15 protein-coding genes are annotated in these 17,562 nt (G+C 54.0%); 8 read left to right on the top strand and 7 right to left on the bottom strand.

Annotation, left to right across the window (positions count from 1 at the left end):
- Position 1: 1 nt before the first annotated feature.
- The 3 genes from B4O97_RS15315 to B4O97_RS15305 all read right to left on the bottom strand — a co-directional run bounded on the left by B4O97_RS15315 (position 2) and on the right by B4O97_RS15305 (position 5,045).
- The gene (locus tag B4O97_RS15315) at positions 2–2,749 is read right to left on the bottom strand and encodes an efflux RND transporter permease subunit (protein ID WP_083052161.1); all 2,748 of its coding nucleotides are present in this window, start codon (positions 2,747–2,749) and stop codon (positions 2–4) included.
- Positions 2,750–2,832: 83 nt separating this feature from the next.
- A complete protein-coding gene (locus B4O97_RS15310) occupies positions 2,833–3,507 on the bottom strand; it encodes a TetR/AcrR family transcriptional regulator (RefSeq protein WP_083052160.1) in 675 nt (224 codons plus the stop codon).
- A 194-nt stretch (positions 3,508–3,701) separates the two neighbouring features.
- Positions 3,702–5,045 (bottom strand): acetate kinase, encoded by a 1,344-nt coding sequence (locus B4O97_RS15305; RefSeq protein ID WP_083052158.1) that lies wholly within the window; start codon positions 5,043–5,045, stop codon positions 3,702–3,704.
- Between the two features lie 156 nt (positions 5,046–5,201).
- Between B4O97_RS15305 and B4O97_RS15300 the strand changes: the two genes are divergently transcribed.
- Both B4O97_RS15300 and B4O97_RS15295 read left to right on the top strand, forming a co-directional pair.
- The gene (locus tag B4O97_RS15300; protein WP_083052157.1) at positions 5,202–6,527 is read left to right on the top strand and encodes a hypothetical protein; all 1,326 of its coding nucleotides are present in this window, start codon (positions 5,202–5,204) and stop codon (positions 6,525–6,527) included.
- A 91-nt stretch (positions 6,528–6,618) separates the two neighbouring features.
- Positions 6,619–7,821, top strand: a complete 1,203-nt coding sequence (locus B4O97_RS15295; RefSeq protein ID WP_083052149.1) for an acetate/propionate family kinase — start codon at positions 6,619–6,621, stop codon at positions 7,819–7,821.
- A 12-nt stretch (positions 7,822–7,833) separates the two neighbouring features.
- On the opposite strand, the gene B4O97_RS15290 is transcribed toward B4O97_RS15295, so the two are convergent.
- Genes B4O97_RS15290 through murB form a run of 3 tightly spaced genes read right to left on the bottom strand, consistent with a single transcriptional unit; the run spans position 7,834 to position 10,628 of the window.
- A complete protein-coding gene (locus B4O97_RS15290; protein ID WP_083052147.1) occupies positions 7,834–8,322 on the bottom strand; it encodes a DinB family protein in 489 nt (162 codons plus the stop codon).
- Between the two features lie 33 nt (positions 8,323–8,355).
- The gene (gene mgtE, locus B4O97_RS15285) at positions 8,356–9,696 is read right to left on the bottom strand and encodes a magnesium transporter (protein ID WP_083052146.1); all 1,341 of its coding nucleotides are present in this window, start codon (positions 9,694–9,696) and stop codon (positions 8,356–8,358) included.
- A 14-nt stretch (positions 9,697–9,710) separates the two neighbouring features.
- Positions 9,711–10,628, bottom strand: coding sequence for a UDP-N-acetylmuramate dehydrogenase (gene murB, locus B4O97_RS15280; RefSeq protein ID WP_158084330.1), 918 nt, complete (start codon positions 10,626–10,628; stop codon positions 9,711–9,713).
- Between the two features lie 68 nt (positions 10,629–10,696).
- Between murB and cysS the strand changes: the two genes are divergently transcribed.
- The 6 genes from cysS (at position 10,697) to B4O97_RS15250 (ending at position 16,697) form a co-directional block, all read left to right on the top strand.
- On the top strand, positions 10,697–12,115 hold the full coding sequence (gene cysS, locus B4O97_RS15275; protein WP_083052143.1) for a cysteine--tRNA ligase: 1,419 nt from the start codon (positions 10,697–10,699) through the stop codon (positions 12,113–12,115).
- Positions 12,116–12,142: 27 nt separating this feature from the next.
- A complete protein-coding gene (locus tag B4O97_RS15270; protein ID WP_083052141.1) occupies positions 12,143–12,670 on the top strand; it encodes an RNA polymerase sigma factor in 528 nt (175 codons plus the stop codon).
- Positions 12,660–13,199 (top strand): anti-sigma factor family protein, encoded by a 540-nt coding sequence (locus tag B4O97_RS15265; protein WP_083052140.1) that lies wholly within the window; start codon positions 12,660–12,662, stop codon positions 13,197–13,199. The genes B4O97_RS15270 and B4O97_RS15265 overlap by 11 nt, the downstream gene beginning before the upstream one ends.
- Entirely contained in the window at positions 13,144–13,683 is a 540-nt protein-coding gene (locus B4O97_RS15260; protein WP_143305736.1) for a hypothetical protein, read from the top strand. The genes B4O97_RS15265 and B4O97_RS15260 overlap by 56 nt, the downstream gene beginning before the upstream one ends.
- Before the next feature lie 13 nt (positions 13,684–13,696).
- Positions 13,697–15,352, top strand: coding sequence for a transglutaminase domain-containing protein (locus tag B4O97_RS15255; protein WP_083052137.1), 1,656 nt, complete (start codon positions 13,697–13,699; stop codon positions 15,350–15,352).
- Between the two features lie 109 nt (positions 15,353–15,461).
- Positions 15,462–16,697 carry a Crp/Fnr family transcriptional regulator gene (locus B4O97_RS15250; protein ID WP_083052135.1) on the top strand — a complete coding sequence of 412 codons (1,236 nt, stop codon included), beginning with the start codon at positions 15,462–15,464 and terminating at the stop codon, positions 16,695–16,697.
- Here the strand turns inward: B4O97_RS15250 and B4O97_RS15245 are convergent, their stop codons facing one another.
- A complete protein-coding gene (locus B4O97_RS15245; protein ID WP_158084329.1) occupies positions 16,698–17,450 on the bottom strand; it encodes a protein-L-isoaspartate O-methyltransferase family protein in 753 nt (250 codons plus the stop codon).
- Positions 17,451–17,562 lie beyond the last annotated feature (112 nt).

Below are 17,562 nucleotides of genomic sequence, written 5' to 3'. Positions count from 1 at the left end.
TTCACTGCCTCCCGATTGTGTTTTGATTGCCGCGGCCTAAAAGAGCAGGAAATCCCGAGACCGCGGGTAAAAATGTTAATGTAAGGACCAGACAGACCATGACCCCGATAAAAAGGGCCTCGCCAAAACTGGAAACAGCCGCCATGCTGCCGAAGAGTGCCAGGGAACCGAATCCGAACCCGGTTGTTACTCCCGAAAGAAGGACTGCCTTGCCTGACCAGGTCATGGTTGTTTCGATGTCCCCTTCCAGCATGTAGCGGTGAATAATATGGACCGCGTAGTCTATTCCCATTCCGATAATCATGGGCAGCGCAAGCACGCTCATCAGGTTCAGCCGAATACCCAGAATGGGGAAGAGTCCGAACATGATGACCAGGGAGATCAGCAGAAAAAGTGCGGCAATCAGAGTGGGAAGGAGCTTTCGGAATGTCAGGAGCAGCAGGAGAAGGATGGCGGCAAAAACGTAGACTGATGCTCTCCGGGATTCTGTAACCATCTCCCGGGTCCAGTCTATGGCCATCTGTACGGTTCCGGTAATGGCGGGATTGATTTCTGCCATCCTGCGGTCGAAGCTCATGAACTCCGCCTCCCTGGCAACAGCTTCGGTGGGCTGAATGGATATCAGGAACTGTTTCCCGTCCCGGCTTATTAATTCACGGCTGTAACTTTCCGGAATATCCCTTATCTCCATGGGCCGTACTGTCTGCATCATGGGCTGCAGGAGCTTCAGCATTGCCGGGGCAAAATGGGTATCCAGTCTTTCCAGGAGCCGCATGCTTCTGTCCCGGTCAGCTTCCAGAGTATTGATGAGCTTCTGAAAAACCTCTCTGCCGGGACGGCCGACTTCGGCGCCGAAGATCTCGCGAATCATGGAATTCCGTTTCTTCAGAATCATGTTCTCTTCTCCGAGATTGGCGACCGACAGATCTCCGATCTCGATCATGTTCCATTCAAGCCTCTGTATCTCATACACAAGATTATCCAGCCCTTCGTTATCGTAGCGGTACTCCTTCCGGTAGCCGGGCGGATCCTGTCGAAACAGCGACAGTTCTTTAAGGCGCTCTTGCGACTCCCCGGGAGAGGGGATAAAATCCGCAACCGAACTTACTCTGGCCACCAGAAACTCCTGTTTCAGAGTATCACTCAAATCCCGGGCCTCCTCGATGGATGCGGCCGTCGTCATGCTCGCCTGGGGGGAGAGGTTGAATTTTTCTCGGATACGGTTTTCGGTGATCGAGGAGGGGGAGTCGGTAACCGTCAGGTTCTCGATATTGTATTCAACCCTGTTTCCGGCGGCACTGACGGCAAGGAGCGCTGCAACTATGATTGACGCCGCAAGCACCGGGATTCTGCGTTTCCGGCAGAATCCTCCCAGGGAACCGAGAAAGCGGTAATCGATAATGTACGTATGGTTTGTCTGATTCTGTTTTGCACCGAACACAAGCAGCAGCGCCGGAAGCAGAATCAATGTCGAGGCCAGGCATGTAAGGATTCCGCAGCCTGCGATAAAACCAAACTGGCTGATTGCCCTGGAGTCTGAAAACATCAGCATGAAAAATGCAATGGCCGTGGTAATTCCGCCGATAAGAATGGATCCTCCGGCTTTTTTAAAGGTCTCCGTCATGGCATCCTCCTCATCCATGCCCCGGCCGCGATAGTCGGTGAAGTTTGAGATAACATGGATGGCAAAATCGATTCCAAGGCCGATCAGAATAACCGCGAAGGAGGTTGTCAGGATGTTCAACTCCCTGAGGGTAATGCCGATTATCCCCACGTCGAAAAGAATTCCGACGACGAGGGATATAAGGGCAAGGAGCACCGCCCGTATCTGCTGAAAGGAGAAGACAAACAGAATAAGGATCAGAAGCAGTGCAATCAGACTGGGAACCAGCAGGTCGAAGCTCAATGCCGCCTGTTCGTCGAACTCTCTGGTCAGGTCCCCGGTATAACCGATCCGGACCCCCGGATGACGCCTGGTAATCTCCCCGAACACCCGCCGGAATTCCGGCATCATGCTGAGCAGTCTGTCGTAGTCGGATATCGAAAATGACGGCACCAGGGTCATAAGAAGCATTGTGCCTTCCGGGTCAAAGGTATAGGTGTCGCCTATGGCCAGGATGGCAGCCAGTTCTTCGGCCCTTTCCGCCGGGGTTCCGGTATCGGGGTTTTCCAGGTAATCCCGGAGGAGCAGTAATGCGCGTTCCATGTTCGACATCGTCCCGACCATTTCCCATTCATCCTGATTGGTCAGGATCTCCTCTTCGGCAGAGTCTCCGGTGTAGCTGGCTTCGAGATTATCGTTCAGGGCCTCTATAAAGGGGAGCAGATTCAACCTGGAAAACATATCCCGGCTGCGGCGAATATCATCGGCCTTCTGCATGTAGAGTCCCCAGCGTTCAATAAAATCACCAGGCAATTCCAGCTGGATTGTCTCTATAAAAGGCGAGATACCCGGGTCATGCTCCAAATAGTCCCTGGCATCCCGGGCAGCCCGCAGTATTTCCGTTCTGCTGTCTCCTTCGAAGCTGAGGATTATCGAGCTGGTGCTGAAAAGCTCGCTGATTCTGTTGTAGCTGGTGACCCGCTGGTTGGATTCGGGAAGCAGGTCCTTTAACTGGGTTCGTATAAGGATCCTCTGGGAGAAAAACAGACTGAGCAGCAGAAGCGCCGCAGAAACACCGATAATCCACCATTTTTTCCGGATTATCTGAAGGGTCAGTATTTCCCCCGGTCTTTGCAGAAGGGCCATAAACACATCCTTAACCAAATAGTTAGTTATATTTATAGTATTATACTAACTGTTTAGTTAAGTCAAGGGGAAATTTCAACCTTTCAGCCCTTTGCTATACCTTCGATGGTGTAGCTGACATGGGAACTGATAAAGGATTTCAGGAAAATATCCCACAGCTGGTCCCGGGATATATCAAGAAAGGCGCTCCAGCGTTCCTCCATGGCAAAGTAGCCGGCCAGAGGAAGCAAGCCGGTAAAAAACTCTCCGACAATTTGATGAGCTTTGTTTTCCTCGTTGGGAGCGGGCATGTTGAACCGTCTGAAGAACTCGTTCTGACGCTCCACAATGGCGGAAATAAGCCGGAATACCGTTTCATTATGGGAAGACTCTTTCAGGGATTCGGCGAGGAGTATTTTCAGGAGGTTCGCCCTCTTGCGGAGAAAGCCGAAGAGGGGCTGCATGATCTTTTCACGCTCTTCCGGAGAAGAGAGAGACTCAAGGGAGAAGTCCCGGGGCACGATACCGTTGACCACCTCCATGGCTTCGTTGATCAGCGTCTCCATAAGCTCTTCCAGGATGTCTTCCTTGCTTTTGAAGTAGTAGTAGATCAGAGCCTTGTTTACCCGTGCCTGTCTGGCTATGTCATCCACCCGTGCGCCGCTGAAACCTTTATCTGCAAAAAGTTTTTCCGCCGCCGTGAGTATCCGGTTTCTTGAATCGGGTGATTTCTCCCGGGCAGTTGCGTCAGGAGAACCTCTCTCCGGTGTTTTTGCCACTACTACTGCTCCTTTACTTCAAGAGAAAACTAACCAGATGGTTAAATTTAATGTATACCAGCAGGATGGGATCGTCAATAGTATAAATCCCTCCGCCCTGCCTGCAACAGGAATACCGCGTTTTTTAGATCTGCCCGGATATAAAAAAACCGCCGGCGTTTGACCGGCGGTGAATATGACAATTGCAGACTCTTCTACTTTTTTGGAGGATAAACCAGAATCTTGTCCAGCCCGGGCCGCTTGGCAAGGTCCTTCTTGAGAGCTTCCTGGCGGGATTTGTTGACGTAATTGGGATTCTGGAAGTAGTAGGTGTACTCGGTGTGGTCCTTGTAGGTCCCCTCCAGAAGGGCATAGGTGTCCTCTGTCATGACCAGCTCTTCGTCGGTGGGAATTACGAATACCTTGACCGGTGAATCCGGGGTGGAAAGCTCGGTTTCGGCGTACCTGGTCATGGATGCGGTGTTCTTGTTCATATCGACCTTGATGCCCAGGTGCTCCATCTCCTTGCAGACCCTCTCCCGTACCTGGGGTCCCCGTTCGCCAACGCCGGCGGTAAAGACCAGGGCGTCCACCCGGCCAAGGGCCGCGGCGTAGGCACCGACGTACTTCTTGAGGCGGTAGGATTCCATATCGATGGAAAGCTGCGCTTTTTTGTCACCATCTGCGGCGGCCATCTCGATGTCCCGGCGGTCAACATACTTCTCCGTGATTCCCAGAACGCCGCTCTTCTTGTTCAGGATCGTCTCCATCTCGTCGGGGCTGAGCCCGAGTTTTTTCATCATGAAGAAGGGGATGGCGGGATCGATATCGCCGGAGCGGGTGCCCATGATCAGTCCCTCCAGGGGAGTCAGACCCATGGATGTGTCCACGGAGACGCCGTTCTTTACCGCGTTAATGGAGGATCCGTTACCGATGTGGGCGATTATGACGTTCGTTTCAAAGGGGTCCTTTCCCAGGAGAACGGCGGCCCGCTTCGCGCAGTAGAGAAAGGAGGTTCCGTGAAAACCGTAGCGCCGTACGGCATGATCCTCGTACCATTTGTAGGGAAGGGCGTACATGTAGGAGGTTTTGGGCATGGTCTGGTGCCATGCTGTGTCCATAATCGCGCAGTGGGGAATATTCGGCATTACCTCCTGTGCGGAGGTTATCCCCAGGATGTTTGCCGGGTTGTGCAGGGGAGCGAGGTCCTGAATCGCCTTGAAGGAATCAAGGACGTGCCCGTCCACTACTACTGAGCGGGCGAACTTCTCGCCGCCGTGAACAACCCGGTGCCCCACGGCTCTGATCTCATCGATGGACGAAAGGGCGCCGTACTCGGAATCAACCAGGGTTTCGAGGATGAGCTGGATGGCTTCCTTGTGGGTGGGACATGCGTGTTCCCGGGTGATTTCCTCTTTACCGGTACTCCGGTGTTCAATTACTGATCCGGGCTGGGTAACCCTTTCGACGATACCGGCGGCGAGTATGACTTTATTGTCCCAGTCGTAGAGCTGATACTTTACCGACGAGGAGCCGCAGTTCAAGGTAAGAATAGTCAAAATAATCCTCCGAAAAAAAATGATACTTTGCGTTGGTGTATAAAGTGGTTCTTCCTTTGAGTGTAAACGAACTCCCTGCGGCTTTCAAGTATGCCTGAATACGGGATTTTTTACAGTAAGTAGAATCAAAGAGGCAGACGGACGGTTTTATCCTGTATGAAGTTCCGCTCTTTTTTCGGTATGCTGATCTGTCTGTGCTCCCCCCTGGCAGCCGAGGATTCATCTGTACATGTACAGATTGCCGGCCGCTATGAGGAGCCCGGGGAAGCTGCGGGAAGAATTACCGCGGATTATCGCAGACTCAGTGCCGGCCTTGTGGCAGTCCGGGAAAAGGAGGGCGGATATTCCTTTTCCGGAGGACTCGCCCTGCCCTGGGCGGCCCTGGGTTCCCTGACGGTCCGCGGCCCCCTGCAGGAGCTTATCAAGCCCGGAGCCCAGACTGCATCCTCTGCAAAGTACAGTGATGCTCCTTCATTTTCACTGCAGAGGAGCTGGTCGCCGGCCTCCCGCGAAGCCCTTGTTCTGGGACTGCCGGGGATCATCCAGTTTTCCATGCTTGAAGGGGAGGGTAAGCTGCCGGAACTGGGCATCGAAGCGGAGTTTGCGCCTTTTCCCTGGCTCCGCCTGGCCGGGGTCGGCTCTTTTTCTGAGATTCCGGAAGATCCGGATGATGAGTGGATTCAAAGGGAGGGGGTCCCGGTCGAGGGTGAGCTCCTGCTTGGAGGATTACGGCTCATCCTTAAAGGGGAACACGCGGGTCTTTCATGTTTCGCCGGGGCCTCTCTGCATCGTGTACAACCCGCCGGGGGCTATCTGCGGGGCTCCCTTCTCTATGATTCCTCCCTCCTGAGTACCAGATTCGCCCTTTCCTGCCTGGACAGGAACTATCGCAGTCCCCGGAATCGTCTGAGTCCCTATAATCTTTCCTCCGCCTTTGATCTGCTGATTTTACCGGTGTATCCGGTAAAGGGGCTGGTAAGGAGCAGTGTCCGCCTCGATCATCCACCCCTCAGTGGCGCGGAACCGGCGGACCTTCGTTTCAGCCTGGAGGGGGGCGCCGCCTGGGTGTTCACAGCCTTTTCGGGAGAGATTACCCGGGATCTGCTGGTAAAAAGGGATGAGGGTCTCTATACCTGGGAGGAATCCATGTCGGGTAATCTTGCATTTTCCCTTCCCTGGACCTTTGCCGCCTGGAGAACCCGTCTCTGTGCGGGAGGCACTTACCTGGTAAGCTATGATGTGCTGGAAGAGGCTAGGGCAGGATTCAGTCTGCGCAGACTTCCCCTGGATCTCTCCTTCATTTCCGGTATCTCCCGGGAAAAAGAGTCCTGCGAGCCCCCGGAGGAGAGTTTTTTTTTCATGAAAGCCGACCTGGCTCTGATTTTTGATGACTGGGAAACCGGGGCCGGTTTTTCCATGGGGGAGTCGGGCTTCAGCTTCTCCATTTCGGGAGGACGAAGCTTCCGTTTCGGGGGGATGTGAACTAAATTGAAGGTGCCCGGTACAAAATACGTTGCAGTTTTTCTGTTTGCCGTCTATAATTGGTAAGACCAAATTATGAAGGAGCCCTCTGATGCACACAATCCTTGTAATAAACTGCGGCAGTTCATCGATAAAATACGAGGTTTACCGTATGCCCGACAGGGAGAGCATCGGGAAAGGGCTGATTGAACGGATCGGGCAGGATATGGGTCATATCTGTCAGAAACGTCCCGACGGCAAGGTTTACGACAGCAATGCACCCATGCCGGACCATAAAGCGGCAATGGAGCACCTTAAAAGCGCCCTTATCGACGGGGAGGCAGGCCTTATCTCCTCCATGGCGGAGATCCACGGTGTGGGACACCGGGTGGTACACGGGGGCGAGGAGTATTCCACCTCCGTCACCATCGATGACAAGGTGATCGCCGCCATCGAAAAGAACATAGAACTTGCCCCCCTGCATAATCCCGCCAACCTTATCGGTATCCGTGAAGCCATGAATCAGCTTCCGGACTGCACTCAGGTGGCGGTCTTCGATACGGCTTTTCATCAGACTCTTTCTCCTGCGGCCTATCTCTACGGCCTGCCCAGGGAGTTTTACGATAAATACCGTATACGCCGCTACGGTTTTCACGGAACAAGCCATCGGTATGTATCCGGGGAAGCCATAAAACTGATGAAGCGGCACCCTTCCAACACCAATGTCATCTCCTGCCATCTGGGAAACGGAGCCTCCATCACCGCCATCGCCAACGGTAAATCCATGGACACCTCCATGGGATTTACTCCTTTGGAAGGGGTGGTCATGGGAACCAGATCGGGAGATATCGATCCGCAGATTCTATTCTATCTGATGGAGCGGGGCTTCTCCAAGGAGGACCTTAACCGCATTCTCAACAAGGAGAGCGGCATGCTGGGACTCTCGGGAATATCCAATGATATGCGGGATATTGAGGAGGCCGCAGCCTCGGGGAACAAGCAGTGCCGGGAAGCCCTGGATGTTTATGCCTATCGCATTCGCAAGTACATAGGCGCCTTTGCCGCCAACATGGTACGGACGGACATCCTTGTCTTTACCGGGGGTATCGGCGAAAACTCCGTAAAGATGCGGGAACGGATCTGCCACCGTCTCGAGAGTCTCGGGATAATCCTGGATGATGAAAGGAACCGGGAAAACGGAAACCGCCAGGGGGTAATCTCCGCGGATTACTCAAAGACCGCGATCTGCGTTGTACCCACCAACGAAGAGCTGCAGATCGCCAGGGACACATACGAGATTATCGACGGCATGTAAAGGTCCGGAGGCCTAGAGATCCTCAAAAAGTCCCAGTTGTCCGAGATGATAGGCATTGTGGTCGGCAATGAGCAGCAGTTCCCGGTAGACCGAATATTCCGGCGCGTGGGGCAGGGGTGAGAAAAGGTCCGTTTTCAGGTCCCGGACCAGCTGGACAGCTTCGGCCATCAACAGGGCAAAACCTTCCAGTTCCCTGTTCCACTCCTCCGGTGACGGGGCCTTCTCTTCCGCGGGCCAATATCCCTCGGGAAAAGGAAGGGGACTGTAGTCCCTCATTTGAATAAAATCCAGGATATCCTTTACGCAGATTCTCATATGGACCAGAAGGGTCCAGGGCGTCAACAGGGTCCTGACAGGGGTGCGCAGTCCGGGAAGTCCGCTGTTTATCTTATCCGGGGGAAAGTTTTTCAGTTTATGCTGCCAGCCGTCGTGGGCGTTACCCCCCTCGAGGACCGCCTCGAGCTCGTTTCGCAGTATCTGTTCTTTTTCTTTCTGATTCATCCGCTCGTCTCTCTTTTATTCCTTTGAGTCCTTCTACAGGCCCAGAAAAATCCGGGCAGTCTCAAAATATATCGTCAGTCCGCAGACGTCTATAACCGTGGCCATCAGAGGCGCGGACATTACCGTGGGGTCGAAACCCATGCGGTGAATTACAAGGGGTGCCAGGGCTCCGATGAAGGTTGAAAATACCACCACAAAGGTAAGACTGACTCCAATTACCGCGGCATCGAAGAGGGGAATTCCCGGCGGCAGAAGATAGCTGCGCAGGATTATCACACCCCCGGTTACAAAACCCATAATCAGCCCAACCAGGATCTCCTTGAGCATGACAGTTCCGATGTCGCGAAAATGGATCTCCCCCGTTGCAAGACCGCGGATCATCAGGGTCGATGACTGACTGCCCGTATTACCTCCGGTCTGGGTTATGACGGGCATGAAAACAAACAGAAAGGCTGCTCCTATGACCAGGGATTCGTAATGATGGACCACATTGGTGGTTATGGTGCCCACCAGCAGCAGGATTATCAGCCAGGGGACCCGCTTTTTGACCAGAGCCACTATAGAGCTGTCCAGGTAACGGTCGAGACCTCCCTCCATGGCTCCCATTTTGTAAACGTCCTCGGTCTGCTCTTCCCGTATAACATCGATAATGTCATCGAAGGTGATGATACCCAGCAGGGCATTCTGGCTGTTCACAACGGGAAGGGCCATGACATCGTAGGTTTCAAGGATTTTCGCGACCTCCTCCTGGTCGGTATCTTCCCGCACCGCGATTATTTCCCTTTCCATTACGTTTTCTATAATCGCGTCATCCGGGGCTGTCAGGATGTCCTTGAGGGAACAGACCCCCTGGAGGCGGCGCTCCTTGTCCACCACATAGATGTAATAGACCATTTCCACCTTCTTGGCGTTGCGGCGCAGAAAATGAAGGGCCTGGGAAACGCTTATGTGGGACTGAACCGCCAGAAAGCGGGGAGTCATCAGACCCGCCGCGTCGTCTTCGTCAAAACGCAGCAGATAGAGGATTTCCCGTTTTGATTCGGGGCTCAGTTTTCTCCAGAGGGTTTTACGCACCTCCGAGGAGGCGGCCTGAATAAAGTCCACCAGGTCGTCGGGTTCCATGTCCTGCAGCAGGTCCTTGAAATCCCCATCTCCGATCATCTCCGTAAGGGCCGCCTGTTCCGACGCCGGCAGCGAGATCAGCAGGTCTCCCTTGTCTTCCCGGTCCAGGGCGTGAAAAACCTCCTTTTTCTGCTCCTCCTCAAGACTGTCCCACTGGTCTATCAGCTCCGCCAGGGGAATTCCTGCGAGCAGTTCGTTGAGCTGCGCGGGGGTATGGGGCTGTTCAGAGAGTATTTCGTTCAGATCCCGCATTGTGTGCCTTCCTTTTATCTGCTCCAGGCTCCCACCAGGAGGACTTCCCTCTCCAGCCTGAAGCCGAAAATTTCGTCCACCTTTTCTTCCGCCAGTCGTATCAGGGCCAGAATGTCAGAAGCCGTGGCGGAGCCCGTGTTCACTATTATGTTACCATGAAACGGGGCTATCATGGCCCCTCCGATGCGCTTTCCCTTGAGTCCTGCCGTATCGATCAGTTTGCCCGTGGGCATACCGAAGGCTCTGTCGTTCTTGAAAACCGAACCCGCACTGGGATAGCGAAAATGTCCCTTGGACTCCCTGTCCCGGGCGTGTTCATCCATGAGGGCGCGGATTTTTTCGGGACTCCCCGGTTTCAGTGTGAATCCTGCGCGGGTAATAACGGGCCGTCCTTCCTGAAACGGGGACTTTTTATAGGCAAAGTCCTCCTCCCGGGGATGATAGCGTCCGGGCCTCCCGTCCGTGTCGATGAGGTCCACCCATGCAAGGCGTTCGTTCAGGGAGACGCCGTAGCAGCGGGCATTCATCCAGACTGCTCCGCCCACGCTTCCGGGCATGCGAAAGATAAACTCCAGCCCCGTGAGATCCGCGCCGGCGGCACTCTCCGCCACCAGGGAAATCTCCGCCCCCGCTTCCGCTGTTACGAGGGACCCGTCAATTTCGATTCCATTGAGACTGCGGGTATGAACAACAACGCCGGGAATCCCTTCATCGGCTACAAGGATATTTGCCCCGCCGCCAAGGAGAAAAAAGGAAAGGCCTTGTGTGTCCGCCCACACCATGGCACGCTGAACGTCCTGCCAGTTTTTCGGGTGTATGAAAATCTCTGCCGGTCCGCCGACCCGGAAGGACGTGTAGGGGGCCATGGGTACGTCGAACTCGATTGAGCCTTCGATGTTGATTCTTTCCGCTGAATGACGTACATTATTCATCGTCATATTCTACCCTGTTTTGGCCGGATTATTCCATACGGGGTGTTTCCCACAAGGACGGTATCTTCATGGCACTTCAGTTTTTCAACTCCTATACCCGGACCCTGGAAGAGTTCATACCCCTGAAGGACAAGACCGTCTCGTTCTACGCCTGCGGTCCTACAGTCTATAACTATGCCCATATAGGGAACCTCCGGGCCTATGTATTCGAGGATGTTCTCCGGAGGACCCTTGAATATCTTGGATACAGCGTTGAGCACGTGATGAACATTACCGATGTCGGTCATTTGACCGATGACGGCGACGAAGGTGAGGATAAAATGGTCAAGCGCTCCCGGGAAAGCGGCAGAAGCGTGTGGGATATTGCACAATTCTACACCGACGCCTTTTTCCAGGATACCGACCGTCTCAATATCCGACGCCCCTCCGTTGCATGCGCGGCAACCGAACACGTCGACGATATGATCGCCCTTATCAGACGGCTTGAGGAAAAGGGCTTTACCTATACTGCCGGGGGAAACGTCTATTTTGACACCTCGAAATTCACCGATTACGGCAGAATGGCTCTGCTTGACCGGCAGGAACAGCAGGCCGGGGCCCGGGTGGATGTTGACGAAAACAAGCGTCACCCCCGGGATTTTGTGCTCTGGTTTACCCAGTCGAAGTACGAGAACCATATCATGCTCTGGGATTCTCCCTGGGGACGGGGGTATCCGGGATGGCACATCGAGTGTTCCGCGATGAGCATGAAGTACCTGGGAGAACAGTTCGATATTCACTGCGGCGGCATAGACCATATACCGGTCCACCACACCAACGAGATTGCCCAGTCAGAAGCCGCAACGGGAAAGCAGTGGGTCCGCTACTGGCTGCATAACGAGTTTCTGCTCATGGATTCGGGAAAAATGTCAAAATCCAAGGGAGGATTTCTTACCCTTCAGTCCCTTATTGACGAGGGCTACGATCCTCTGGATTATCGCTACTTCCTTCTCGGGGCCCATTACCGCACACAGCTGCGCTTCTCCTTCGATAACCTTAAAAGCGCCCGCTCCGCCCGTATCTCCCTTGTGGAAAGAATCCGGGAGCTTCTGGGATCCGGTGCTGCGGCCGGAGATGTCAGCGCCCTGTCGGAACGGGGCATGGCGTATCGTGAAGCCTTTCGAAGTGATCTTGAAGCTGATCTGAACACTCCCCGTGCCCTGGCTACGGTATGGACGCTTATGAAGGATAAGGAGCTCGCCGGGGAAGAAGCGCTGACCCTTCTATACGATTTTGACCAGGTTCTGGGACTCCGGCTGTGTGAGGTCAAGGCTCCCGGTGAGTATGTGCTTTCCGCTGAAGAGAAGTCCCTTCTTGAAGAGCGCAACACCGCAAGAAAGGAGAAGAATTTTGCCAGGGCGGATGAAATCCGTGACTATTTCAGCAGTAAGGGACTTGTACTCAAAGACACCTCCGAAGGGACGGTGGTGAAACCTGCCGAGGTGTAACCTTCAGGGTGGAGAGTTGTTTAAGAGATGAGTCACGAAGCGCAACACGCCGAATCCTTCGAGCGGGTGTACAAGGAAGTCTTTCCCGTTCTTTTTCGGGTGGCGTATCATATAACCGGTGATAAGATCGCTACAGAAGACCTGTGTCAGGAAGCCTTCATTCGATATTTCAACCGGGCGACTCCCCTGAAAACGATAGATGATGCGAAATATTGGCTTATTCGAGTTGTCAAGAATCTCAGTTTCAATTACCAGAAGCGCAAGGGACGCGAACAGAAGGCCAATGTCAAAGTATTCAACGAACCTCAACCGCGGATGCCCGGCGGCGAAGAGGAGTACTTGCGAAGGGAGACGTCCCGTATGGTCAGGGAGGCCCTGGAAAAACTTCCTCCCCGTCTGCGATCTCCCATTATTCTCAAGGAGTATGGCGGCTTGAGCTACAAGGAAATCGGAAAAATTCTTCGTATAACCGAGGGAAACGTAAAAGTCCGGATCTTCCGGGCCAGAAACCAGCTTCAGCAATATCTGGATCAGGAGGGAATTGATGTGTCCTGATAAAGAAACAATATCCGCCTATATCGACGGCGAACTGGAACAGGGCTGGAATGAGACCCTGGGCTCCCATATGGAAAACTGCCCGGCCTGTTCCCGGGAAGTCAGTCAGTTGCGGGGATTAACCCGTATCATGCATACCGGGGATTCTGTTGTCGAAGATGCCCTTGAGACAGCCCGGCACCGCGTCTGGCGGGGGGTTCGGTCTTCCTGCGAACAAAGGACCTATCACCCCTTTCCCTTCAGGGTCGTAAAGATACCTGTACCGACCATGGCCCTGATTGCGGTCTTATGCCTGGTTATGGGCGCTGGTACAATGATGCTGTGGACCGGGGGCTATATGGACCAGGGAGGAGCGGTTGCCGCAATCCCGGAGGACCACCAGTTCACCAGCACGGAAGAACTCCTGGAGTATCTGTCCAGACACGAAAAGAGCCTTAATATAACGATACAACTCCCCGAGGAGCCGGTCTTCCTTGTTCTGGGGGAACCGCAGCTGCTGCGGGCAGCGGATTATCGCCAGGGAGAATAACTTGAGGCCCACGGGATTTCTTGTTCTTGCTCTGATGTTGCTGTTCCCGATGCTCGGCACTGCCCAGGAGGGAGGGAGCGGGGAAGACCTGCTTCGCCAGGTACTGTATCTGGATTTCCATGCCAGGCTCCTCTCCGGCAGCGGAGAACTTCTGTGGGAGATGGAGAATAAAGCCTATACCATCTCCGGCCGGACCGTGGACATTCGTCTTGAGGGCGGGAATGTCCTTGCCATTTCGCATCTGACTCCCTACCTTCAGGGGGAGGACAAGGTCCTTCTTGTGGCCCAGGGGGAGGTCTGGTATAACCGGAACAGGCCCAGGGATGTAAAATACTATTCCGGCATGACCAGTATCCCCATCGCCCTGGGAGAGAGTGCAATCTTTTTTCCCCTGGGGCTGAATGAGAAAACCGAGAAGACCGCGTATATAATCGAAATAGAAATAACCGTAGACCGCTATACTCAACTCCAGAAAAACCGATAAACTTGGTGGTGTCGTGGCTGTATTTACCCCTCTTAAGAACCTGTTAAAGGACCAGCGCAGTTTGCCTGTTCTCTTCCTCCTGCTTCTGATCGGATTGTATGTATTTTCATCCCAGATGATTGAACAGTCTCCCCGTATCGAGAGTATCACCCCCGAGGTGGGTGCCCCGGGAAAGGTACTTGTAATAAGCGGCGAGCACTTTGGAACTGAGCGCAACGGTGCAGAGGTTATCTTTGCAGGAACCAGGCCGAACTCCACCTCTTATGTGGAGTGGACGGAAAACCGTATCAGCGTACGGATTCCGGAGGACGTGGGATCCGGCAAGCTGTACGTGAGGATCGGGAATAAAGCCAGTAACTCTGTTCTCTTTACCAACAGCCGGCATATTCCGAAACAGCTCTCCGGTCCGGCGGCCCCGGGGATGCCCTATGTCGCCTCCCTTGACAACCCCGGCGGCCCCATCGGTTCTGTAGTCAGTATCCGGGGATTGAACTTCGGCTCGGAACAGGGCAGCGGCAGAGTCTATTTTTCCTCCACCATCGCCCAGAATGATCAGGGACGGGAGGTCATAGACCGGGGTATTATATGCAGTCTCGCCGACTTCGATTACGAAAGCTGGGAGGATCAGGCCATCGAGGTCAGGGTTCCGGATAACGCCACCTCCGGCAGTATCCGGGTGCTAACCGACAGGGGGGTAAGCAATGCCCTCTATTTTGAGGTTACCGATCTGGCGGGAGACCGCATACTCAGGGAGAAGCGGGGGTACCAGATCAACTATACCGTTGAAATAGAAGAAGCGGATGCTTCTCCCGGGAACTCCCTGAACCTCTGGATCCCCAATGTTATGAAATCCCCTACCCAGGATAATCTGGAGGCCGTCCGGGATCCCATTCCCCTGTGGGAGGATTACAACGGCGTTGCCAGATACCGGCTGCAGGAGCTGGAACCCTGGAGGCGCTATACGGTGTCCGTCACCTACTGGCTTGACCGGACCGCCCTGGAAACGAGGATCGTACCCTCCCGGATAATCAGTGAATACGACAGGGACTGGCGCCTGTACCGGGTCTACACCTCTCCCGACTCCTATGTTCCTTCGGCGACCCGGGAGATTGAAACCATGTCCGCCCGGGCAATCGGCAGGGAATCCAATCCCTATTTGAAGGCGCGGAACATCTTCCGGGTCATAACGAGAGACTTTGCCCCTTCCGCCGCAGGGAACGATACGGTCGCTCTATTCCTGGAGAACAGGCAGGGTGATTCCTTTGATTATGCCCGTCTGTATACCGCAATGCTGAGAGCCTCGGGAGTCCCGGCGCGTATAATAAGCGGCTGCTACATTTTCGGTGACAGCACGACGTCCTTTCATTACTGGGTCGAGTTTTACGTACCCGGCTTCGGCTGGGTTCCGTCGGATCCTTTTATCGGCGATGGAGGATATGGGGAAGAACCGGAGGTGGACGACCCGCAGGAATATTACTTTGCCAATGTGGATAACCGGAGAATTGCCTTCTCCCGTGGTATTATTGAACTGAGGCCCACCGATCCAGGCAGCAGGCTGAATGTAAAAAGCCGCATTTACAGCCTTCAGACAATCCACGAGGAGGCAGTGGGGAACATTTCTTCCTACCAGAGTCGCTGGTTTCCGGTACGGGTGATCGACCGCTGGTAGACAGCTTCATTTTTAGCCCCTTTTGACCGAAACTAGGATTGCCGGTCGGCGTTGACAAAGCAATAGCGCGGGCCATATACTTTATCGTAGCATATGAACCGGGAGCGATATGAATAATCCTTTACAGCTGTCGCTGGTCAACTTTAAAAAGGGAGCTTATATAATTGTCGAGGGGAAGCAGAAAGCAGATTGCTTCTATATAATTCGCTCCGGTAAGGTAAGTATCAGCAAAGAGGTTGAGGTTGTCGAAGAAGAAGGAGGAAACATCCTCGCACCGGGAGATTTTTTCGGTGTCGTTTCGACAATGTCGTCCCACAGCCACATTGAAACCGCCCAGGCCATAACTGATGTCACCCTCATAGCCGTGCGTCGGGAGCAGTACGGGCTTCTGATAGAGCGGAACGCTCCGGTGGCCATGAAGATTATTCAGCAGTTCTCTAAAAAGATGCGCTATCTGGATGCCGCTCTTGCCCGTCTTACCCTGAAAAGCGGCGATTCCGAGGACATCGCTCATCTTTTTCGGGTTGCCGAGTATTACGCCCGCCAGAGTCAGTACAATCTGGCCTATTACGCCTATCACCAGTATATCGTCAACTCTCCCAGGGGACAGAACGTCAACCTTGCCAAGGAGAGGATGGCAAAGATACAACCCTACGCCAAGGCGGTGTATCTGGACATCCAGGGTGAGGAGTTCACCCGGAGTTACCCGAAGAACACCATGATCTTTTCCGAAGCTCAGCCTGGAAAAGAGATGTACATAATCCAGAAGGGAAGTGTCAAAATCACCAAGATCCAGAATGACAACGAGGTCATGCTGGCGCTTCTGAAGGCCGGTGACATGTTCGGGGAGATGTCCCTGCTGGAAGACAAGCCCCGTTCCGCCTCGGCCATTGCTCATGAGGATACGGTCCTTATGGCTGTAAACAAGGCCAACTTTACCCGCATGGTCTCCAATCAACCCCAGCTGATTTCGAAACTTACCCAGATCCTCTCCGAGCGCATCTGGTTCATCTACAAGCAGCTTGCCAATACCCAGCTCTCCGACCCTGTGGGACGGCTCTATGACGCTCTTCTTATTCAGCTTGAAAAACTGAGGATCCCCATCTCCTCGGAGGCCTATACCTTCGATCTTGGTCCCAGGGAACTGGGCAACATGGTGGGCCTTCCGAAGGAAGAACTGAATCTGGTTTTACAGAAACTCTTTCAGAATTCCAAGGTAAAGATCGTGGATAATCATGTCTATGTTTCCGACATAGAAGAGATCGAAAAGCAGGCCAAGTACTACCGCAAGATGGAGAAGATCGAAAAAGCCCGGCGCCAGGGCTCCATGAACCTGCGAAAATAATCATTCCGCCGGAAAAAACACCCGATCCACAACGCGAAGAGAGGCGCCGTTACGCACCCTGCGGTACTCGACCAGGAGCTGTTCTCCCTGCTGATAGCTGAGAACCGCCACCAGGGTACCCGACTGGCTGAGCCGGGCTATCAGGGGGAGCGGAATATTCTCCGTTCCGTAGGCCAGAAGAATCCTGTCGTAGCGGTTCACCGTATCCTGCTCAAGAAGCTCCTTTCCGCTTACTACTTCAATATTGTCGTAACCCAGTTCCACAAAGAGGTCTGTAAAACTTTGGGCCCGGGAAGGGAGAAACTCAACCTGAACAACCTTCCCGGCTATTCTGGAAACCAGGGCTGCAAGATACCCCGATTCCGGTCCTGCAACCAGAACCGACGTGCCCGAAAGGTCTCCCGCCGCGGCAATCATCCTGGCATGTTCCTCCGGGCTGGGTATCAATGCACCGGCCCCGAGGGGCAGGGGGCTGTTGGTATAGGCCAGGGCCTGGGGGGATCCCGAGATAAAACGATGCCGGGGAACCTGCGCGAAGCTGCTCTGTACCAGGGCTGGGGGCAGGATTCTGAGCTGGGATATCTCTCCCGCCAGGGCCGCACGCTGGTCGGCGGTTACCGACAGGGACTCCGCGGCAGCAGGTCCCGCTGCTGTCTGGGCATACAGGTCTGAAGAAAGGGCAGTAAACAGTACCAGTACAAGAAGAAGGCTCACCGGAGCAGGGTACAGGCAGGATCCGCAGGCTCGTTTCATAGCATGTAGTTTATACCAAAGCCGCCGGTGCTTCCAGATCATATTATCCCAGGGCCGGCGCACATAGTTATGCACAGGCAGTCGGCTCGAAGAGCGATAGGTAAATTTTTAT

The sequence above is a fragment of the Marispirochaeta aestuarii genome, assembly GCF_002087085.1.
GTDB lineage: Bacteria > Spirochaetota > Spirochaetia > JC444 > Marispirochaetaceae > Marispirochaeta > Marispirochaeta aestuarii.
This window is presented reverse-complemented; position numbering and strand designations above follow the sequence as displayed.